Below are 20,088 nucleotides of genomic sequence, written 5' to 3'. Positions count from 1 at the left end.
TTATTTATGCATTGGTCCCCAAAGCAGTTTTTAATTTATCCATACCAATACTGATTCTTTTTAGTGTTTCTTCTTTTCCGATAATATCTGCAATTTCAATAGCTCCGCCCGGTGTAACAGCCTTTCCGGACACAGCTGTTCTTATAGGCCAAAGCATTAAGCTGTTTTTAATTCCAAGAGCTTCTATGTGTGCAAAAATCTTTTCGTGAATACTGTCAGCATTCCAATCGCTTATACCATCCAGAATCGGATAGGCAGCAGTTAAATTCTCAAGAGAATTTTCAAGGGTGGTTTTACTCTTTTTATGAATATACATCTGAACATCATAATCCGGTAATTGGTCAAGAAAATCAATAGTTTCCGGAATAGTTGTCAAAACCTCTGTTCTTATTTGAAGGAGTTTGCTAAGCTTCAATGTATCAATATTTTTATTGGTTATTGCTTTCTCATAAAAGGGAAGAGCAAGGTTGTGGAATTCCTCTACAGGCATTTTTCTGATATACTCACCATTCATCCATGTCAGCTTGTTAATATCAAAAATTGCAGGAGCTTTACTGATACCCGAAATTTCAAAAACCTCTTCAAGCTCCTTTAAAGAGTAAATCTCCTGATTTGAACTTGGACTCCAACCCAGTAACACAACATAGTTTACAATGGCTTCAACCAGATAACCCATTGAAACCAAATCTTCAAAAGATGGGTCTCCGGCTCTTTTACTGAGCTTCTGTCCGGAAGCCTTGAGAATAAGAGGAACATGCACGTAAGTTGGAATGTCCCATCCAAAAGCTTCATACAGAAGGTTGTATTTAGGAGTAGAAGAAAGGTATTCGTTACCCCTTACAACATGTGAAATCTCCATCTGATGGTCATCAATTACATTTGCAAAGTTGTAGGTAGGAAGACCATCAGTTTTAATAAGAATCTGATCATCAAGTTCGCTATTATCAACTGTAATTGTACCGTAAACCGCATCTTCAAAGCTTGTAGTACCTGTATCCGGCATTTTTTGTCTTATAACATAAGGTACGTTATTTTTTAGGTTTTCTTCAATCTCTTCTTTTGAAAGCGACAGGCAGCAACGGTCATATCTGTGGCCATGACCTTCGGCATCTTGTTTTTCCTTTAGCTCCGCAAGTCTTTCCTTGGTACAGAAGCAATAATATGCACCGCCAAGTTCAACAAGCTTTTTAGCATATTCAAGATACATGCCCCTTCTTTCACTTTGAACATAAGGGCCATAGTTACCGCCAACATCCGGGCCTTCATCGTGGCTTATTCCCGCAAGCTTGAGAGTTTTGTATATAACATCTACAGCTCCTTCGACAAAACGCTCCTGATCGGTATCTTCTATTCTTAAAATGAATTTACCATTGTATTTTCTTGCAATAAGATATTCATAAAGCGCAGTCCTCAAATTTCCTATATGCATATAGCCTGTTGGACTAGGTGCAAATCTGGTTCGTACGTTTTGCATAAATAATCTCCTTTCAATAGAAATTTATATAATTTTGAGAAAACATATTAAAAAACCTTTCGTCCATATGTAGGACGAAAGGTAATCTTCCGCTATAATATTATATTATTTTAAATAAATATGTGTCAAGGTGAATTATCTATCTGAGCATGTCCAGTAAACCTTTAAGTCCCTTTTCTTTAAAATTAATCATTTCCTTCAAGTCAGAAGTTTCATCCTGAACCATGGAATTCAAAAGCTTCTGTCCTAATATATCAACAGGGGCCACTTCATCAGTAAATACATGACCGGATTCAGTAACCTCCTTCAGATTTTCAATGACAAACTGAAAAACGTTCTTTAATGGGTTGGCATTGTTCATGTTACTGATATTGTCAAACAAATTATTCACCATATTTGTATCATTGGACGCAAACAGCAATTCATTTGTACTTGTTTTCAATTCACAAGTATAAACCTTTTCAAAAACACTCCTCACAGTCTGGCTTAAATACCGGTTTATGGGATTATCACCTTTTGCCTTCATGTTAATATTGAGAATAATCACACCACCGGGCTTCAAATGCTCTGAAACCTTTGAGAAAAACTCCTTTGTGGACATATGGAAGGGTATTGTTATGTCGTGATAGGCATCAATCATTATTACGTCGTACATACCGCAATTTTCATCAGAAAGAAAGGTTCTTCCGTCAGTCTCATAAATTGTTGCTTCATCATCCTTTAAGTCAAAATACTTTTTGGATAACTCAACAATCTTAGGGTCAATCTCAACGGCATCTGTCTTAATATTGGTATAATATATTTTGGATTGTTTTGCATAAGTACCGGTACCGTTTCCAAGAACCAAAAGCTCCGCTTTGTCATCGCTTCTGAAATTCTTTATAAATTGCGGGGCAGCCAGTGCAAAATCATAGTACATACCTGACAGCTTGTTGTCTTTTTTGTATACTGACTGAACGCCAAAAGCTACATTAGTAGAAAGGTACACGGAATCCTTGTCTTCCGTTACCTGTAAATAATTGTAAACAGATTCGTCTTCAACAACACAATCCCTCCAGAAGGCATATGAATTTGAGAGAGGTATAAAAAGCAAAACGAAAATAATTATAAATGTTAAAGAGGTCTTAACAGATTTAACTTTATTCATAATAAAATAAGCAAGGCAGATAACGTTTAAAACAAGTGCAAAAATCAGAAAGGTTTTACTTGTACCTACAGTAGGTATTGTAACAAAGGTAGGTAAAAACGTCCCTATAATACTTCCTATAGTATTCATGGCGTATATCTTTCCTGTGGTTTTACCTGTATTTTCAATATCGGTAACACCCAGCTTCACAAGATAAGGAGAAACCATTCCAAGTCCAATCAGGGGAACGGAAAACAGAACAAGACAGGAGATTGCCGAACCTGTGATAAGCAGATTTTGAGGAAGAAACATAAAAAGCAGGCCTATTATACCAACAACGATATATTTGCCTACAAAAGGAATTATGGCAATCCATATAGCGGCTGCCCATATAATAAGATATAATCTGTTCATACTGTTATGCTTGTCGGCAGACCTTCCGCCCAAAACGTTTCCCACACTCAGGGATATCATAATCAATCCGATAATGACGGTCCATATAATCTGAGAAGTCCCGAAATAGGGTGCAAGAAGCTTGGAAACACTTAGTTCTACCGCCATTACAGACATTCCGCAAAAGAATGATGTGGAATATAAGAGTAGCTTTTTTTTCATTGGTTATTAACCTTACCTTTCGTAATGGTAGCTGCTGTATTTTTGAACAATAAGCATGTGCTATTTTCTATATAAGTTTATAACAGTTTTAGCTGTTTTGAAATACAAAATTTAATAACAAATTTTTTCTTGTATACAATGAACAAGTTGTATATAATAAAAGTGGTGCGTATACTTGTTTTCAGGTATTATAACCAGGTAATAATAATAAATTTTTACTAAATCTTAAATAATATAATTATGTCAGAGTGCAATATGAACTTTATTGAATTGAATTTCCTTATCTACAAGACTTTCAGTTTGATAAAATAATCAGGTCCATGAGAAAATGGCCTTGAGTTAGTATTGCGTAACAATGAAAGGGGACTTTTGAGACATGAACTTTTTAGAGCAGATTGTAAGCAGAGCAAAAAAAGATATCAAAACAATAGTACTTCCTGAAAGCAATGATATTAGAACTTTGAAGGCTGCTGCAATGATTCAGGAACAAGGTATTGCCAATGTCGTACTTGTGGGAAACAAGGATGATATAAAGAAACTGGGTGGTGACCTGGATATATCAAAGGCTAAAATTGTTGATCCTGCAAACTTTGAAAGATTTGATGAGTATGTAAATACCCTGTATGAACTCAGAAAGGCAAAGGGAATGACTCAGGAACAGGCAAAGAAAATATTATCTGAAAATCCTTTGTACTTCGGAATTATGATGGTAAAAATGGGCGAGGCTGACGGAATGGTTGCAGGAGCAATTAATTCAACTGCAAACACATTAAGGCCGGCTCTTCAAATATTAAAGACCGCACCTGGGGCAAAACTGGTATCAGCATTCTTCGTAATGGTTGTACCTGACTGCGAATACGGCGAAAATGGAGTATTCATCTACGGAGACAGCGGACTTGTGGAAAATCCAAATGCAGAAGAGCTTTCAGAAATTGCAATAGCTTCTTCAAAATCATTCAAGAGCCTTGTACAGGCTGAACCGGTTGTTGCAATGCTCTCATATTCAACATACGGCAGCGCAAAGAGTGTACTTACAGAAAAGGTTATTGAAGCTACCAAACTTGCAAAGGAAAAAGCTCCTGAACTTCAGCTTGACGGAGAATTGCAGGCAGATGCTGCCATAGTTCCTTCCGTTGGAGCATCAAAAGCACCGGGAAGCAATGTTGCAGGAAAGGCCAATGTATTAATATTCCCTGACCTTAACTGTGGTAATATATCCTACAAGCTTACACAAAGACTGGCAAAGGCAGAAGCCTATGGCCCTATTATTCAAGGTATAGCAAAACCTGTTAATGATCTTTCAAGAGGATGCAGTGCGGAAGATATAGTAGGTGTTGTTGCCATAACTTGTGTACAGGCACAGAATTCATAATATAAATTACGTTAACTATTATTAGGGGAGATGAACTAACAATGAAAGTTTTAGTTATCAATGCGGGAAGTTCTTCATTAAAATATCAATTAATCGATATGACAAATGAAACAGTTCTTGCAAAGGGATTATGTGACAGAATAGGAATTGACAATTCCTTTATAAAGCAATCAAGGGGTTCTGAAGAGGCGGTTGTTCTAAACAAGGAATTAAAGAATCACAAAGATGCAATAGAAGCAGTTATCAGTGCACTTACAGATGATAAAATCGGCGTTATTAAAAACATGTCCGAAATATCAGCGGTAGGACACAGAATAGTACATGGCGGAGAAAAATTCAATAGCTCAGTAGTTATAGACGATAGTGTTATGGCAGCGGTAAGAGAGTGTATAGACATAGCTCCACTTCACAATCCTCCAAATATAATAGGTATAGAGGCTTGTCAGCAGATTATGCCGAATATCCCTATGGTTGCAGTGTTTGATACTACTTTCCACAGCTCCATGCCTGATTATGCATACCTTTATGCATTGCCATATGAACTATATGAAAAATATGGTATTAGAAAGTATGGTTTCCATGGAACATCCCACAAATATGTTGCAGAAAGAGCTGCTGCAATGCTTGGTAAGCCATTAAGCGAATTAAAGATAATTACATGTCATCTTGGAAACGGTTCAAGTATTTGTGCAGTAAACAAGGGCAAGTCAGTTGATACATCCATGGGCTTTACACCTTTGCAGGGACTTGCAATGGGTACAAGAAGTGGTACAATTGACCCTGAAGTTGTTACCTTCCTGATGGAAAAGGAAAATTTGGATGTTAAGGGTATCAGTAATCTCTTAAATAAAAAGTCCGGCGTTCTGGGTATATCAGGAGTAAGCAGTGACTTTAGAGATTTACATGCTGCGGCTGATTCAGGAAACAGCAGAGCTGAACTTGCAATTGAAATTTTCAGTTATGGTGTTAAGAAATTCATCGGAGAATATATTGCAGTTATGAACGGTGTTGATGCAATAGTATTTACAGCGGGTGTAGGTGAAAATAATTCCGTAGTAAGAAATATGATTGTCAGCGATATGGATTTCTTCGGTGTCAAAATAGATGAAGAGAAGAATAAACTCAGAGGACAGGAAATAGATATTTCTACTGCAGACGCTAGTGTAAGAACTCTTGTAATTCCAACGAACGAAGAGCTTGCAATTGCTAAAGAAACAGTAAAGTTTATAAAGTAATTTTCGAAATAATATATATGTAAAAACAAGGCAATAATAGTAATAAAATAATTTTACCGAAATTGAATTATTGACAAAAGCTGCATTAGTTAGTATAATATCAGTTGTCGGTTTTTAAGAGGTTACTTATGAGAGTAAATGTGTCTGATATTATTAAAACTGAAGGAGCAGGGATAGATATCAACTTTGTTGATAATTTGCCTGAAATACAGGAGTATGATACTTCAGTAGAGTTTAAACCTTCTTTTAAGTTTGCAGGGCGCATGGTTAATTTAGGTGGCCTGTTAAAGTTAAGTGGTGAGCTTCATTATGAGTTTAGTGCAAACTGCCTCAGGTGTCTTAAGCATTTAGATATTACTGAAGATATTGAGGTTGAAGAAAGCTTTGTCGAGGTTTCAAAATCCGATGATGTTGATGCATATACATTTGAAGGTAATGTTGTTGACATTGATAAACCACTTATAGACAACATTATTCTTGCAATACCCATGAAAATTGTATGCAGTGAAGACTGCAAAGGGCTATGCAGGACTTGTGGAACCAATTTAAATATTAAAAGTTGCAAGTGTGATGAGCGAGAGATAGTAGACCCAAGGATGGAAATACTTAAAGATTATTTCAAGTAGGTTTCTACTTTGATGGTTGCATTATAGTAGGGAGGTGTTATTGATGGCAAATCCAAAGCGTAGATGGTCCAAGGCAAGAACAGGTAAGAGAAGATCCCAGTGGAAGCTGGCATCACCAACTCTAGTAAGCTGCCCACAGTGTCATGTTTTCAAGCTGCCTCACAGGGTATGTGGTGAATGTGGATATTATGATGGCAAACAGGTAGTTAAAGTAGAAGCTAAATAATAATATGTCATTAAAGCAGCGGGATGATATCTTGCTGCTTTTTGATTTTAAAAAAAAATTTATTGATTATTTCTTTAGCAAATGTAAATCATAGTATAGAGCGAAAAAGTATTCGCTTGTTTATGAAAAATTAGTAGGATGGTGTTATAGTTTGCACAGCAAAATAAAAATATGTATGGTTCAACCCGGGAGCATTGCTGAAGAAGCGGGGGTTGAGGCAGGAGACTTCCTGCTATCCATAAACAAGCAGAATATAAAGGATATTTTTGACTACAGGTATTATCAGTCTTCAGAGGAACTGCTTCTGGAGATTGAAAAGCCTGATGGTGAGATTTGGGAGATAGAAGTCGAAAAGGATGAAACTGAAGATTTAGGGCTTGATTTTGAGGATTCACTTATTGATGGAGCTAAGAGCTGTACCAACAAGTGTATTTTCTGTTTTATAGACCAGCTTCCAAAGGGAATGAGAGAAACAGTATACTTTAAAGATGATGATTCAAGACTTTCTTTCCTTACCGGAAATTATGTTACTCTAACTAATATAAAAAATGAAGAGCTTGAGAGAATTATTCATTATAGGATGTCACCTATAAATGTTTCTGTACACACCACCAACCCTGATTTAAGAAAATTCATGCTTGGAAACAGGTTTGCCGGTGATGTTATGGACAAAATAAGAATGTTGACGGATAACGGTATTGAAGTTAACTGTCAGATTGTTTTGTGTAGGGATATTAATGATAAAGATGAGCTGGATAAAACTATTGAAGATTTGTGTCAGCTTTATCCTTCTATAAACAGCGTTTCAATTGTGCCGGTTGGTATAAGCAGGCATAGGGAAAACCTGTTTGAATTGAAGCCATTTGATATGGAGAGCAGTGCGAATGTTATAAATCAGGTACATAAATGGCAGAATAAACTATTGAAAGAGAAAGGCTCCAGAGTTATATACCTGTCTGATGAGTTTTATATTAATGCTGATATTGATATTCCACGGTACAGGGAATACGAAGATTTTCCGCAGATTGAAAACGGTGTTGGTATGGTGGCCTTACTCAGACAAGAAGTAAAGGAAGCCCTAAAGAATAAGAAAAAGCATATATTGTCTGCCTGCCGGAAGGTAAGTCTGGTAACAGGTAGACTTGTATATAAAAATATATTACAATTGGTAGATGAAATAAAAAATGTATATAATGGTTTGGAAGTCAATGTTTATGATATAGAAAATGAATTCTTTGGCCCTTACGTAACTGTTACGGGATTGCTTACGGGTCAGGATATTGTAAAGCAGCTGAAAGGCCGTGATTTGGGTCAGGAGCTGTTAATAAGCAGAAATATGCTGAGAGCAGGGGAACAGGTCTTACTGGACGATTATACTGTTGAACGTATTGAAGCGGAGCTTAACATCCCTATTCGAATAGTGGATGGTTCGGGCAGTGAGTTTGTGAATTCATTGATTGGGAATTAGATATTTTATATAAATATAATAAAGTTTGTTGTTAATTTTATTTGGAGGTGTAGTATTTGGGTAAACCTGTTGTAGCAGTCGTTGGCAGACCGAATGTTGGTAAGTCTACCTTTTTTAATTATCTGGCAGGCAGCAGAATTTCTATTGTAGAAGATACTCCTGGTGTAACACGAGACAGGATATATACTGAGATAGAGTGGAGAAGTACTAAGTTTACATTAATAGATACGGGAGGAATTGAGCCTTATTCTGAGGACATCATTATGCAGCAAATGAAGCGTCAGGCTGAAATTGCAATCGAAACAGCAGACGTTATTGTATTTATGGTGGATGGGAAGGACGGTATGACAGCTACCGACAAGGAAGTTGCTACCATGCTTAGAAAATCTCAGAAGCCTGTTGTTCTGTGTGTAAACAAGGTTGACAGGATTGGTGAGCCACCTCCTGATGTATATGAATTTTATAATCTGGGTATGGGTGATATGCAGATTATTTCGTCTGTCCATGGCCTTGGTATGGGTGATCTTCTTGATGCAATTTTTGAGCATTTTCCTGAAGATACTGATGCTGAAGAAGATGAGGATGTTATTAAGGTAGCCGTTGTCGGAAAGCCTAATGCAGGAAAATCTTCATTGATAAATTCTATACTTGGCGAAAACAGAGTTATTGTAAGTAATATTCCCGGCACTACCAGAGATGCTATTGATACTCATGTGGAAATGGATGGACAAAAATACACTTTTATTGATACAGCCGGAATAAGAAAGAGAAGCAAAATCAACGAGACTATTGAAAAATACAGTACAATCAGGTCTTGGACTGCTATTGAACGTGCAGATGTATGCCTCATTATGATTGATGCCGAAGACGGTGTAACAGAGCAGGATACAAAGATTGCGGGTTATGCACATCAGCAGGGAAAAGCCTCAATTATAGTTGTTAACAAATGGGATTTAATTGAAAAGCAGACGGGTACACTTGAGGAATACAGGAAAGTAGTGCATGAGAAACTGGGATTTATGACCTATGCACCGGTTCTCTTTATATCTGCTAAAACCGGACAAAGGGTTAATAAGATTTATGAGCTTATTAAATTTGTTGCAGATCAGGCAGCTTTCCGTATTTCCACAGGAATGTTAAACGATCTTGTAAATGAAGCAGTTGCTATGGTTCAGCCTCCTTCAGACAAGGGTAAGAGATTGAAAATATACTATATGACTCAGGTAGGTATAAAGCCACCGGCGTTTGTTATATTTGTTAATGATTTGGATTTATTCCACTATTCTTATGAGCGCTATTTGGAAAATCAGTTGAGGAAGAATTTTGGCTTTGAAGGTACTCCAATAAGATTTATCCATAGGCAGCGTGAAAAGGAAGATTAGTCTTAGCATTGTAGAGAGAATAGGAATTTTTATCTTTTAAAAGATTTTTAGCCGGTTTGGCTTGGAGGGAAAGATGGGTCTTTTTGCAATAAAGATTTTATTGGTTATGATAATCGGATATCTCCTTGGGAGCTTGAATACTTCCATTGTTGTGGGGAGAATTTACGGAACTGATATACGCAAGCATGGCAGCGGTAATGCAGGAATGACAAATACATTGAGGACACTTGGAAAAACCGCAGCTATTCTTGTAATATTCGGAGATATTCTTAAAGGAGTTTTATCATATATTATTGGTAACTTGATTATTACTTCCATACCTGATTCAATTACTTTGTTTAATATTTCAGGGATAGGCGGTATGGTTGGCGGTATCGCTGCTATAGCAGGGCATAACTGGCCGTTATACTTTGGGTTTAAAGGCGGAAAAGGTATTCTTACTTCATTTTCAGTGGTAATGATGATGGACTGGAAACTTGGCCTTATTCTTCTGGGGGTATTTGTTATAGTAGTAGCTATTACCAGATATGTATCACTGGGCTCAATATTAGCATGTGCAGCTTTTCCAATAGGAGCTGCCATAAAAGGGAACAGTCCGGTTTTTATTATATTTGCTGCAATATTGTCTATACTGGCAATTAGTCGTCATAACGGGAATATTAAGAGACTGTTGAGTGGAACAGAATCAAAAATCGGTGAAAAGAAAAAAGCTTAATGATATAATTTAATTGATATAGGGAGGCAAACATGAATAGAAATATAGCAATTGTTGGTGCGGGAAGCATGGGTACGGCAATGGCGGTATTGTTATCTAAGAATGGTAACAAGGTTAGATTGTGGTCACCTATGATAGAAGAAATAGAAATGTTAAAGAAAAACAGAGAGCATATTACAAGGCTACCCGGTGTTAAAGTAGCTGAAAGCGTAGAATTTACAAATGATATTTTGGAGGCTTGCAAAGAAGCGGAGGTAGTTGTGCTGGCTGTACCTTCACAAACAACAAGGCAGAATTGCAAAACCCTTGCAAGTATTATTTCAAAGGATACGGTTGTAGTTACCTGTTCAAAGGGAATTGAAAATGAAACCTGTAAATTGCTTTCGGAAATAATGCAGGAGGAATTACCTGATAACAACGTAGCAGTGCTGTCAGGGCCAAGCCATGCAGAAGAAATAGGAAGAGATATACCCACTACTGTGGTAGCTGCTTGTGAAAAAATTGAAACTGCTGAGTTCCTTCAGGATTTGTTTATGACTCCTAATTTCAGAGTTTATACAAATACTGATGTAGTTGGTGTTGAACTTGGAGGAGCTCTTAAAAATATAATTGCCTTATGTGCTGGAATTTCAGATGGTTTGGGGTATGGTGACAACACAAAGGCTGCTCTTATGACAAGAGGAATTGCAGAAATATCCAGACTTGGTGTAGCTATGGGAGGGTGTGCTGACACTTTTTCAGGACTTACGGGAGTAGGAGACCTGATAGTTACATGTACGAGTATGCATAGCAGAAACAGAAGGGCCGGTATTCTGATTGGTCAGGGAAAGAGTGTACAGCAGGCATTGGATGAAGTAAATATGGTTGTTGAAGGTGTAGCAACTACAAAACCTGCCTACGATTTAGCCAAAAAACTTGGTGTTTCCATGCCAATAACTGAAGAAGCATATAGAATACTTTTTGAAGGTAAAGACCCAAGAAGTGCTGTAGGGGCTTTAATGACAAGAGATAAGAAAAATGAAATGTAATATTGATGAAAGGGCTGCAGATAGCAGCCCTTTTTCAGCTAAAAAAAAGCTGCTCGAAAGAGCAGCTCAAAAATAATTACACTATAATTCGTCTTGCTTTCATAAAATTGTTTGCATAATATCCGGAAGTTATATCAGAAATTATAACTTTTCGTGTAGAACTTCCTGATGCCGCATGGATAAATTGTCCTCCGCCAATGTATATTCCAACATGGCTAATACTGTTGTGACCTCCGTCAGTGTCAAAGAAAACCAAATCACCGGCACTCAAGTCCTGACTTGAGACCCGACTACCTTGGGTTGACTGACTTGCAGCAACCCTCTCTAATGAAATATCAAAGTGTTTAAAGACATACTGTACAAATCCTGAGCAGTCAAAGCCCTTGGGGGTTGTACCTCCATAAACATACTCTGTACCCAATAGAGTTTTGGAAAACTTAACTAGCTGCTCTGATAAGTCGGTAGCTTTATCAGACTGCTTAACCGATGTAATGTCATCGGAGTCTTTGGAAAGGGCAATATATTGACTGTATGCCCAACCCGTTTCACCATCTGATGTTTTTACTTTTAACCAATCACCTGAGCTTTCAAGAATACTGAGCTTGTCCCCACGGGTCATACTTCCAATAACCTTTGAAGATGTTCCGGGGTCACTTCGGAGATTTAGAACAGATGCGGAAACTGTTCCAGTCTGAATTTCATCGGCAAAAGATGAAAATGCAAACAATCCCAGGCACAGCACAATAGTTGCAGCACCGGAAATCATTTTCTTTAGTTGAAACATTTAAGCCTCCTATTTATGGCTTCCGAAGTTAGCTGTCGGGTTCGGGCAATAGGATCGCCCTACGAAAAAGACAAAGATGATTATTATATGTACACTTACTAATTATCTTTTTCAGATTAGCCCCAAAATTGGTTCCTCCGTACCTCGTTAAAGAGGATTCAGCCTTTATATAAAAAATTATATCGTGGAATGTTTGTTAATGTCAATTCCCGTATCACTCTTCTCAAGGTTTTCAGTAATAAAACACATTTTTCAATAAATTTATTTTTTTGTAATAATAACTTTTTTCGGACATATATTTAATATTGAAAAAGACAATATACATAGTCCGTTACGGGACGTGTAACAATATAGGGGAGGGTTCTAAGGGTGGATAAATTCAACATATACCAGCAAATAGCTGAAAGAACTCAAGGGGATATTTACATAGGAATTGTGGGACCTGTCAGGACGGGAAAATCAACTTTTATTAAAAGGTTCATGGATCTGTTGGTTATCCCGAACATAGAGAACACATATCAAAAAGAGCGGGCAATAGATGAACTTCCGCAAAGTGCATCCGGAAGAACTATAATGACCACTGAACCTAAATTTATCCCCAATGAAGCAGTAGAAGTTGTTATTGACGAAAACGTACAGCTTAAAGTAAGAATGATTGACTGTGTGGGCTACATGGTCAAGGGTGCAATGGGACATTTGGAGAATAATGCACCTAGAATGGTTTCAACACCGTGGTATGATCATCAGATACCTTTTGAGGAAGCGGCTGAGCTTGGGACAAAGAAAGTAATCAATGAACATTCAACCATAGGTATTGTAATCACAACAGACGGCTCAATTTCAGATATCCCCAGAGAGGATTATGTTGAAGCTGAAAGAAGGGTAATAACAGAACTGAAGGCTATAAATAAACCTTTTGTGGTTATTATCAATTCAACAAATCCCAGAGATTCAGAAACATTGAAGCTGCGTGATGAGATGGAGCAAAGATATGGTGTAACAGTAATCGCAATGGACTGTCTCCAAATGAGAATTGATGATGTTGATACTGTTATGGAGAAGGTTCTTCACGAGTTCCCAATCTGTGAGATAGGTATCAATATACCAAAATGGGTTGAAGCTTTGGAGGATTCTCATTGGTTAAAGTCAGATATTATAACTTCAATAAGGGATACTTTTAAATCAGCCACAAAAATACGTACAATAAAGGATGCTCTGCCTTCTTTTGAGCAATATGAGTTTGTCAAAAGGGCAGTAATAGATAAGGTAAGCCTCGGTGAAGGAAATGTTCTAATTGATTTATCGGCTGCTGACGGACTTTTGTATAGAATTTTAAGCGAAGAGTCGGGAATGGAAATAGAGGGTGAACATAAGCTTATAAGCCTTATAAAAGACCTTGCAAGAGTAAAGAAGGAATACGACAGGGTAGAATATGCCTTACATGAAGTCAAGGTAAAAGGCTATGGTATGGTCTCACCCCAGATGGAAGAACTTACTTTGGAAGAACCGGAGATTATAAAGCAGGGTAACAAGTTTGGAGTGAAACTCAGAGCAAGTGCTCCTTCAATACATATTGTTAGGTACAAACAGAAGCGTAATTGCAACAAGAGGAGGCACCGGTACAATAAAACCGCATGACTTTAAAATTAATGTTCAAATTCTAATAGGGGTTTCATAAAAATAAAACCTGCAAATTATTTGCAGGTTTTATTTTTATTATAGTGCCGATGATGTAGCTTGACTTTATTGGTTTCCAGATGTAGCATTATTTTAAAAACATGTATAAATCAGGATAAAATTCTTTGTGAAGGCGCATCAAATGAAAATTGATTTAAATATAGAGATATATTAGTTATATGAGTAAATAAATGTAACATTTAGTACTGAACTTAAATATTATGCAATATGTGCGCTTTTTATTAATGTAGGTAATAGAGCTATTATTTAATTGGTAACATATTAATATAAAGAAAAAAATATCGACAAAGAAAGAAAAATAGGATATAATGGTGTAAAATGTAAGTGGCGGTGATTGAGTGCTAGAGGATATAACAAAGAAAATCACTAAAGAGATTGTATTAAATATCCCGGGAATCTCAGAAGAAAAAGCTGAACAAATTGATTATGGTTTATATATGGCTTTTGCAGATGGTTTGAAATTACTTGCAGTGTTGATTACTGCATTACTCCTGGGACAATTAAAGTATGCCGCAGTTGCTGTGATAGTGTTTTCATTAAATAAGTCCTATTTAGGAGGAGTACATGCGAAAACGCAGATTGGATGTGTAATTACCCACTTTTCATTTATTTTTGGTACTGTATATATGGCACAGATTCTTAGTATAAAATTCTTAAATATAGGTTTATTTGCTATAGCAGGAGTTTTGACATTTTTATACGCACCTGCAGATCTGACGTCAAAACCGATTGTTACTGAAAAAAGAAAAAGGGAATTAAGGATAAAGGGTAGTATTTTATTAGTAGTGTGTTTTGTTATTACACTAATAGTTCCTAATATTTACTCAAATATCATTTCAGTAATTACACTAATTTCAACGGTTAATATTACACCAATAGTGTATAGATTAACAAAAAATAAGAGGGGTGGGATAATTACATGAAGGGTAAAATTAAATTACTGGTACTAACTGTTCTATCTCTAATTGGAGTATTTGCAGCTACTGCTTCAGCAGGCGCATGCTGGTTTTGGTCTTATTATCAAAAAGACTGTCCAAAATCATTACTCAAGTAAGCAAAAAGAGGCTGTTAAGCCTCTTTTGCTATTCTCAGAACTTGTGAGAATACCATTCTTTTCTTATCGAATATAGTAGAACTTGAAATATTTTTATATGAAGCGAGTATTTTATTTGCAATGACTAATCCGTTTCCACGATCCGCTCCTTTTGAAGAACTTTTCGTGTTAGGTGTTTTAACACATTCGTTTTCAATTCTTATTGTAAGACTCTCATCAGTACTTAAAATTTTCATTTCCAGCTTAAGCTTTCCGTTATTTAAAACCTCTTCCAGTGCATTGTCAAGGTAAATGGCTATTACCTCACATAAATCAGAAATTTTAATATTAGGAATGGAATCAACTTCGCCTATGGTATCCAAGTCAAAAATAATTCCATGGCTATTGGCATAGTTTACTTTTGATGATATTAATCCAAATAATCCCGCATTTTTAATGTTATAAATAGCAGTATTCCCTATACTTTGACTTGTTCCTATTATTTCTTTCAGGTATGAAGCAGCCGCTTCATACTTATTCATTTGGTGCATAGCGTATAGGACAGAGAGGTGATTCATCTGATCATGTTTTATACGTCTTAAATCATGAAGTGTATTTGAAAGAGATTCATTATAAAATTCCTGCTGCTTTTGTTCTTCCTTCTTCATTTCGTATTTATGATAGATGTTTATATACCAAGCAGAGAAAAAGAAATATGAGAGTGACGAAACAAGAACAATAACAAATGATACAGGATCAAAGTGAACTACGAAATGCATTCCAAGAAATGAGGCCATTATCAAAATAGTAATAATGAGTAAAATACCTACAGGTGTAAGGTTTTTTATATTTCCGATTAATTTCGCATAAGGTATAAATTTTATAAGAACCAATGCTAGGCAATAAATAATCAGATTCATAACGAAAAATAAAAACAGATTATTATTTATTGTTTCAGGAGTTGCATTAATACCTACGGAATAAAAAATCAATGGTACTGTAAAATTTCCTACTCCCATAAAAAGTATAATCAAACAAAAGGATAAAACGGATTTTAGCCAATCAACACGTAGCAGGAATTTAGTTAATATTATATTTAGGATTGTCAAAATTATAGATTTAAGAAATTGTAAATTGTCGGGAATTGGAAGTATACTCATCCACAAGGTAGAAAAAACACCGTTTAGAATACCATTACAAACAATAAATGCAACTAATAAATTCAGTTGTATTTTTAAATTAAAATTTTCTTTAAGAAATAAGTAAGTTATGCAGGCAGTTAGCATTGCAAATACTGTATTTATTAAAAGCTGACCGATTATAAGCACTATAATTTCCCTCCAAGCTCGGAATACTTGATAATATCTTTATTATTTTTAAATCAAAGGGCAATTAATTTCCAGTACACCTTTCCTAATTTACATTATATTACGTTTTTCCCCTTAATGATATCATTTATTGTAAAAAAAATGATATTTTAAAATATTTTTATTGCTTTTTCGATTATTTTGTTCAAAAATAATTCAACTCACTAATAACACATTATAACATTTAATTATATGTTATCAAAATAGTTTTTTACTTGTTTTGGTACACAAATATTTTAAAGTAATAGGAAATAATTAAACGGTTTTATATTTAAATCATAAAAAAGCTTTTAACTAATAAATTTATAACAGACAGAAAATACATTGGAGGTTAAGATGGCTTTTAATGATGAAGCAGTAAAGCTTGTGATAGTGGAAGTTAAACTACACATTAACCAGCGACTGTTTGAACAGGGGTATATAACCGAAGAAATGTATACAAAAGCGAAGGAAATAATTCTGAAGGGATAGAAATGAAGGTTGTAAATGTAGTACTTGATCAGTGCTTTTTTGTTGGGAAACGATATAATTGAATTTGTTGACAACAATTACATAAAATGGTAATATTTGCTTTAAGAGAAAATAATTGATTTGATGGTATCTAGAAATCTGAATATTAAATGGTATACAAATGTCAGAGCTGACTTTCTTGTCAAGCAAGGTGAGGAATTTTTGAGGAAACTGGAAAAGGCCGGATGTAAAATGCTTACATTTGGTGCGGAATCGGGAACTCAAAGAATAATGGATATGATAGATAAGAATGGTGATATAGCAGATTTATACACGATTGATAAAATGATAAAAAAGAGTAAAATTATACCTCATTTTTGCACTATAAGAGGATTTCCCATAAAAAAAAAGAAGAGGTAAAAAATACCTACCTTTTGAGGTGTTTTCGGCAGTACAAACGTTGGCCGCATTTTCCAGTATACCTTCGGGATTTCTGGCTGGCTATACCTACAGCATTAATCCGTATATACCGTTTATACTGGTAGTTATTCTGCTCTGCATATCTATGATTGTATCGTTTATACTTGCCTTATTAAGCAAGATAGGGAAGCGTGAAAGTGATACTTATTCTTTCTTTGGTTAACAGCATATACAAAGTAGCAGCACTGTATAACAGTGCTTTTTTGTTGGGAAAACAGTTGACAAATATTATTCGGATAATATAATGAGAAGTAACAAACAGAAGTATAAACGAGGTGTGTAGAATGGATTTGTACACTATAAGAAACGAACTTAATACCGGTAAATCAATATATGATTTAAAGCTAAGAGTTACTTATTATGCAAGAGTATCCACTGAAAAGGATGAACAGGTTCACTCTCTTAAAAACCAGATAGAATACTATTCTGATTTCATTAAAAGAAATCAGAAGTGGACATACGTAGACGGTTATATAGATGAAGGCATAAGTGGTACCAGTGTAAATAAAAGAGAATCATTCCTTAAAATGATTTCAGACGCTAAACTTAAAAAATTTGACTTTATTGTTACAAAAGAGATTTCAAGATTCTCCAGAAATACCTTAGATAGTATTAAGTATACTCAAGAGCTGTTGTCGTATGGGGTTGGGGTTCTTTTTCAATCTGACAATATTAATACTTTAATGCCGGATGCAGAGTTGAGGCTGACAATTATGTCCAGTATAGCCCAGGACGAGGTCAGAAAAATATCTGAGAGAGTGAAATTCGGCTTTAAAAGAGCCATTGAAAAAGGAGTAGTACTTGGAAATAATAAAATATGGGGCTACAGGAAAGACGCCGGCAAACTCGTAATTGATGAAAAGGAAGCCGAGATAGTAAGACTGATATTTGATATGTACGCCACACAAAATATGGGTATAAGAGGAATAAGTGCAAGGCTTGATAATATGGGAATAAGAAACAATAAAGGTAATCCGTTTTCTTTTTCTACTATCAAGAATATTCTTACAAATCCTAAATACATGGGATATTATTGCGGAAACAAAACCCACAAATTTGATTATAAGCTTCATGACAGAAAGTATCTGGATCAGACTGAATGGGTTATGTATAAAGATGAAGAAACTGTACCTCCCATTGTAAATGAAGACATATGGCAAAAGGCAAATTATATATTAAGAGGCAGAAGCGAAAAGCAATCAGCGGAAGACAAGACAAGCTACCAAAACAAGTATGCCTATAGCGGAAAAATAATTTGCACAGAGCATAATGCTCCATATTACAGAACGCTTTATCGTTATAGCTCAGGGAATAAGGAAGTATGGCAATGTAAAAGGTACGTTGAAAAAGGTAAATCGGGTTGTACTTCTCCATCCATATATACATCAGAGTTAGATATGATAATAAAGAAAGCATATGATGAACTGATAATTAACCGTTCAGAGATTATACACGAAATGATTGCAATGTATTCAGGTCTGGGAGCTCAATCCAAGATAAAAGAAGATATAGCAAAGGTAAAAATGGAGATTGACCAAATACTTAAAATGAAAGACAAGCTTTTAGAGTTAAGTATAAACGGAAGACTGTCAGACGATGAGTTTGAAAGAAGAAACAATAGGTTCAATCAGGAGATTGATAAACTGAATATGAGGTTAAAGGAACTTGATGAGGATGAATTGAGAAACAAAGAAATAACCTATTCAGTTGAAACCCTGAGAAAAGTAATTGCAAAGGAAATTAATTACGAGGAGGGACTGGACAATAAACTAATTGAGTCATTACTGGAAAAGATTGAAGTATATAATACAAATAAAAAAAATGAAGTAGATTTGAAAGTATATTTCAAAGTATTGACAAAACCCTTTGATTATAAGATATTACGAGAGAGAAAGAATACTTCTGTTTGTTCCTCACAATACATATGATAAGGGCTGATATTGAAACAGAAATAGCTCCTTTGGTTGGAACTGAAAAGCAATCTGAAGAGTTAGTATCATATTTGCTAAAAGAGTTTGAAAATGATACCGGCAAGTTATGGGACTCAAACATATTCGGAAAGTCTCTTCATGAACTGGTAAATGAGGGATTGCAGAACAAGCTGTTCAGAATGCCGGAGGATGCACAGCTTAAACTTCAGGAAACCTTGCAGAAAATAATAAATGAGGGCAGCGGCGGATTGATATGTATTATACTGTAGCTCACATTAAACATAAATAACAAAAAAAGATGATTCAAGGTAAAGAATCATCTTTTTTGGCATATTAATATTTATAAAGAGTACCCTGTCTGGCAATATATTTACGTAAGGGTTTATACAAAGCAGATATAATAACTGATGTAATTATTAACTCAGGCACCATGTACTGACCGTTGTATATAAGAGAATAAAGGTAAATGTTCATTCCTTTGGGAGCATATGTATACCAAAGAATGATTCCTGAAAGAAAGTGAAACACAAATCTTCCCAGCATTGCTAAAGACGTACTTAAAAGTATGAAAAATAAATTTTTCTTGAATATTCCGGCAAGGCCAAGACATCCGAAGGCGAAAATATAGTCAAGAAATATGCCAAGGGGATGGTAAGAAAAATGTGTTCCAAGAGCAAATTGCAGAAAACCGTGAACAAGTCCCACAAGAATACCACGCTTTGTACCCCAACGAATGGCAAAAATAATTATTGGAACCATGCTTCCCAGTGTTACAGAGCCTCCATAGGGCATTTCATATTTAATAAAACTGAGAATCTGTGCAAGAGCTATAAAAACTCCTGCCTCCACCAATACTCTGGTAGACATTTTATTCATAATAGGTATCCAGTCCTTTCCATAACAAAATATAAAAATGCCATACCTGATGGAAAGCGCAGAGTATGACATAATAAATTTCCTACGCTGGCATTACCCAGATCAGGTACATGGGTTTTAAGTAAAACATACTTATCTCAGCCGAATTATTTTCCAGCTCCCCTTTAATATTTAAATTTTTTAATAAAAGTGATTATAGCAG

At 35.6% G+C, this 20,088-nt stretch carries 20 protein-coding genes, 1 pseudogene and 2 riboswitches; of the genes and pseudogenes, 16 read left to right on the top strand and 5 right to left on the bottom strand.

The window, feature by feature from the left end; translation table 11 throughout:
• Nucleotides 1-4: 4 nt before the first annotated feature.
• Together gltX and P0092_RS14265 are read right to left on the bottom strand one after the other, a co-directional pair.
• A complete protein-coding gene (gene gltX, locus P0092_RS14270; protein ID WP_004622620.1) occupies nt 5-1,474 on the bottom strand; it encodes a glutamate--tRNA ligase in 1,470 nt (489 codons plus the stop codon).
• A 139-nt stretch (nt 1,475-1,613) separates the two neighbouring features.
• Nucleotides 1,614-3,215, bottom strand: a complete 1,602-nt coding sequence (locus tag P0092_RS14265) for a spermidine synthase (protein WP_004622621.1) — start codon at nt 3,213-3,215, stop codon at nt 1,614-1,616.
• A 376-nt stretch (nt 3,216-3,591) separates the two neighbouring features.
• Between P0092_RS14265 and pta the strand changes: the two genes are divergently transcribed.
• From pta to P0092_RS14225, 8 genes are all read left to right on the top strand, one after another.
• On the top strand, nt 3,592-4,587 hold the full coding sequence (gene pta, locus P0092_RS14260; RefSeq protein ID WP_004622622.1) for a phosphate acetyltransferase: 996 nt from the start codon (nt 3,592-3,594) through the stop codon (nt 4,585-4,587).
• A 41-nt stretch (nt 4,588-4,628) separates the two neighbouring features.
• Nucleotides 4,629-5,822 (top strand): acetate/propionate family kinase, encoded by a 1,194-nt coding sequence (locus tag P0092_RS14255; RefSeq protein WP_004622623.1) that lies wholly within the window; start codon nt 4,629-4,631, stop codon nt 5,820-5,822.
• Nucleotides 5,823-5,950: 128 nt separating this feature from the next.
• On the top strand, nt 5,951-6,448 hold the full coding sequence (locus P0092_RS14250) for a YceD family protein (protein ID WP_004622624.1): 498 nt from the start codon (nt 5,951-5,953) through the stop codon (nt 6,446-6,448).
• A 43-nt stretch (nt 6,449-6,491) separates the two neighbouring features.
• Nucleotides 6,492-6,674, top strand: a complete 183-nt coding sequence (gene rpmF / locus P0092_RS14245) for a 50S ribosomal protein L32 (protein WP_004622625.1) — start codon at nt 6,492-6,494, stop codon at nt 6,672-6,674.
• A gap of 175 nt (nt 6,675-6,849) precedes the next feature.
• Complete coding sequence (locus tag P0092_RS14240) at nt 6,850-8,142, top strand: radical SAM protein (RefSeq protein ID WP_040759574.1); 1,293 nt, start codon at nt 6,850-6,852, stop codon at nt 8,140-8,142.
• Nucleotides 8,143-8,198: 56 nt separating this feature from the next.
• A complete protein-coding gene (gene der, locus P0092_RS14235; RefSeq protein WP_004622627.1) occupies nt 8,199-9,524 on the top strand; it encodes a ribosome biogenesis GTPase Der in 1,326 nt (441 codons plus the stop codon).
• A 73-nt stretch (nt 9,525-9,597) separates the two neighbouring features.
• Nucleotides 9,598-10,239 (top strand): glycerol-3-phosphate 1-O-acyltransferase PlsY, encoded by a 642-nt coding sequence (gene plsY / locus P0092_RS14230; RefSeq protein WP_004622628.1) that lies wholly within the window; start codon nt 9,598-9,600, stop codon nt 10,237-10,239.
• 32 nt (nt 10,240-10,271) lie between these two features.
• Nucleotides 10,272-11,267 (top strand): NAD(P)H-dependent glycerol-3-phosphate dehydrogenase, encoded by a 996-nt coding sequence (locus P0092_RS14225; RefSeq protein WP_004622629.1) that lies wholly within the window; start codon nt 10,272-10,274, stop codon nt 11,265-11,267.
• 76 nt (nt 11,268-11,343) lie between these two features.
• On the opposite strand, the gene P0092_RS14220 is transcribed toward P0092_RS14225, so the two are convergent.
• Nucleotides 11,344-12,051 (bottom strand): C40 family peptidase, encoded by a 708-nt coding sequence (locus P0092_RS14220; protein ID WP_004622630.1) that lies wholly within the window; start codon nt 12,049-12,051, stop codon nt 11,344-11,346.
• Between the two features lie 2 nt (nt 12,052-12,053).
• Nucleotides 12,054-12,225: riboswitch (cyclic di-AMP (ydaO/yuaA leader) on the bottom strand.
• Between the two features lie 195 nt (nt 12,226-12,420).
• Here P0092_RS14220 and spoIVA point away from each other — a divergent pair.
• The 3 genes from spoIVA to P0092_RS14205 all read left to right on the top strand — a co-directional run bounded on the left by spoIVA (nt 12,421) and on the right by P0092_RS14205 (nt 14,803).
• Complete coding sequence (gene spoIVA, locus P0092_RS14215) at nt 12,421-13,689, top strand: stage IV sporulation protein A (RefSeq protein ID WP_004622631.1); 1,269 nt, start codon at nt 12,421-12,423, stop codon at nt 13,687-13,689.
• A 398-nt stretch (nt 13,690-14,087) separates the two neighbouring features.
• Nucleotides 14,088-14,672: an accessory gene regulator ArgB-like protein gene (locus P0092_RS14210; RefSeq protein WP_004622632.1), complete on the top strand. Its 585-nt coding sequence runs from the start codon at nt 14,088-14,090 to the stop codon at nt 14,670-14,672.
• Nucleotides 14,669-14,803, top strand: a complete 135-nt coding sequence (locus P0092_RS14205; protein ID WP_004622633.1) for an AgrD family cyclic lactone autoinducer peptide — start codon at nt 14,669-14,671, stop codon at nt 14,801-14,803. Before P0092_RS14210 ends, P0092_RS14205 begins: the two co-directional genes overlap by 4 nt.
• Nucleotides 14,804-14,817: 14 nt before the next feature.
• Here the strand turns inward: P0092_RS14205 and P0092_RS14200 are convergent, their stop codons facing one another.
• Nucleotides 14,818-16,110 carry a sensor histidine kinase gene (locus P0092_RS14200; RefSeq protein WP_004622634.1) on the bottom strand — a complete coding sequence of 431 codons (1,293 nt, stop codon included), beginning with the start codon at nt 16,108-16,110 and terminating at the stop codon, nt 14,818-14,820.
• A gap of 375 nt (nt 16,111-16,485) precedes the next feature.
• On the opposite strand from P0092_RS14200, the gene P0092_RS14195 reads away from it, so the two are divergent.
• The 5 genes and pseudogenes from P0092_RS14195 to P0092_RS14175 form a co-directional block, all read left to right on the top strand.
• Nucleotides 16,486-16,620 (top strand): hypothetical protein, encoded by a 135-nt coding sequence (locus P0092_RS14195; RefSeq protein WP_004622635.1) that lies wholly within the window; start codon nt 16,486-16,488, stop codon nt 16,618-16,620.
• A gap of 123 nt (nt 16,621-16,743) precedes the next feature.
• Nucleotides 16,744-17,019, top strand: coding sequence for a radical SAM protein (locus tag P0092_RS14190; protein ID WP_276186937.1), 276 nt, complete (start codon nt 16,744-16,746; stop codon nt 17,017-17,019).
• A 19-nt stretch (nt 17,020-17,038) separates the two neighbouring features.
• Complete coding sequence (locus tag P0092_RS14185) at nt 17,039-17,242, top strand: hypothetical protein (RefSeq protein ID WP_276186936.1); 204 nt, start codon at nt 17,039-17,041, stop codon at nt 17,240-17,242.
• A gap of 121 nt (nt 17,243-17,363) precedes the next feature.
• Nucleotides 17,364-19,007 carry a recombinase family protein gene (locus P0092_RS14180; RefSeq protein WP_276186935.1) on the top strand — a complete coding sequence of 548 codons (1,644 nt, stop codon included), beginning with the start codon at nt 17,364-17,366 and terminating at the stop codon, nt 19,005-19,007.
• Nucleotides 18,995-19,279: pseudogene (locus P0092_RS14175) on the top strand (sporulation stage IV protein A); the annotation flags it as partial. The gene P0092_RS14180 and the pseudogene P0092_RS14175, both read left to right, overlap by 13 nt.
• Before the next feature lie 64 nt (nt 19,280-19,343).
• On the opposite strand, the gene thiT reads toward P0092_RS14175, so the two are convergent.
• On the bottom strand, nt 19,344-19,886 hold the full coding sequence (gene thiT / locus P0092_RS14170) for an energy-coupled thiamine transporter ThiT (protein ID WP_004622119.1): 543 nt from the start codon (nt 19,884-19,886) through the stop codon (nt 19,344-19,346).
• 61 nt (nt 19,887-19,947) lie between these two features.
• A riboswitch (TPP riboswitch) is annotated at nt 19,948-20,060 on the bottom strand.
• Nucleotides 20,061-20,088 lie beyond the last annotated feature (28 nt).

Source organism: Ruminiclostridium papyrosolvens DSM 2782 (assembly GCF_029318685.1).
GTDB classification, from domain to species: Bacteria; Bacillota; Clostridia; order Acetivibrionales; family DSM-1351; genus Ruminiclostridium; species Ruminiclostridium papyrosolvens.
Note: the sequence above shows the minus strand (reverse complement) of the source record. Positions and strands in the feature narration are given on the sequence as shown.

Excerpts from the sequence above, each read along its gene's own strand:
- plsY (WP_004622628.1), top strand. The coding sequence starts at position 9,598 with ATGGGTCTTTTTGCAATAAAGATTTTATTGGTTATGATAATCGGATAT.
- P0092_RS14190 (WP_276186937.1), top strand. The coding sequence starts at position 16,744 with ATGGTATCTAGAAATCTGAATATTAAATGGTATACAAATGTCAGAGCT.
- pta (WP_004622622.1), top strand. The coding sequence starts at position 3,592 with ATGAACTTTTTAGAGCAGATTGTAAGCAGAGCAAAAAAAGATATCAAA.
- P0092_RS14240 (WP_040759574.1), top strand. The coding sequence starts at position 6,850 with ATGGTTCAACCCGGGAGCATTGCTGAAGAAGCGGGGGTTGAGGCAGGA.
- P0092_RS14255 (WP_004622623.1), top strand. The coding sequence starts at position 4,629 with ATGAAAGTTTTAGTTATCAATGCGGGAAGTTCTTCATTAAAATATCAA.
- P0092_RS14250 (WP_004622624.1), top strand. The coding sequence starts at position 5,951 with ATGAGAGTAAATGTGTCTGATATTATTAAAACTGAAGGAGCAGGGATA.
- P0092_RS14220 (WP_004622630.1), bottom strand. The coding sequence starts at position 12,051 with ATGTTTCAACTAAAGAAAATGATTTCCGGTGCTGCAACTATTGTGCTG.
- P0092_RS14195 (WP_004622635.1), top strand. The coding sequence starts at position 16,486 with ATGGCTTTTAATGATGAAGCAGTAAAGCTTGTGATAGTGGAAGTTAAA.
- thiT (WP_004622119.1), bottom strand. The coding sequence starts at position 19,886 with ATGAATAAAATGTCTACCAGAGTATTGGTGGAGGCAGGAGTTTTTATA.
- P0092_RS14225 (WP_004622629.1), top strand. The coding sequence starts at position 10,272 with ATGAATAGAAATATAGCAATTGTTGGTGCGGGAAGCATGGGTACGGCA.
- P0092_RS14180 (WP_276186935.1), top strand. The coding sequence starts at position 17,364 with ATGGATTTGTACACTATAAGAAACGAACTTAATACCGGTAAATCAATA.
- rpmF (WP_004622625.1), top strand. The coding sequence starts at position 6,492 with ATGGCAAATCCAAAGCGTAGATGGTCCAAGGCAAGAACAGGTAAGAGA.
- P0092_RS14265 (WP_004622621.1), bottom strand. The coding sequence starts at position 3,215 with ATGAAAAAAAAGCTACTCTTATATTCCACATCATTCTTTTGCGGAATG.
- gltX (WP_004622620.1), bottom strand. The coding sequence starts at position 1,474 with ATGCAAAACGTACGAACCAGATTTGCACCTAGTCCAACAGGCTATATG.
- P0092_RS14205 (WP_004622633.1), top strand. The coding sequence starts at position 14,669 with ATGAAGGGTAAAATTAAATTACTGGTACTAACTGTTCTATCTCTAATT.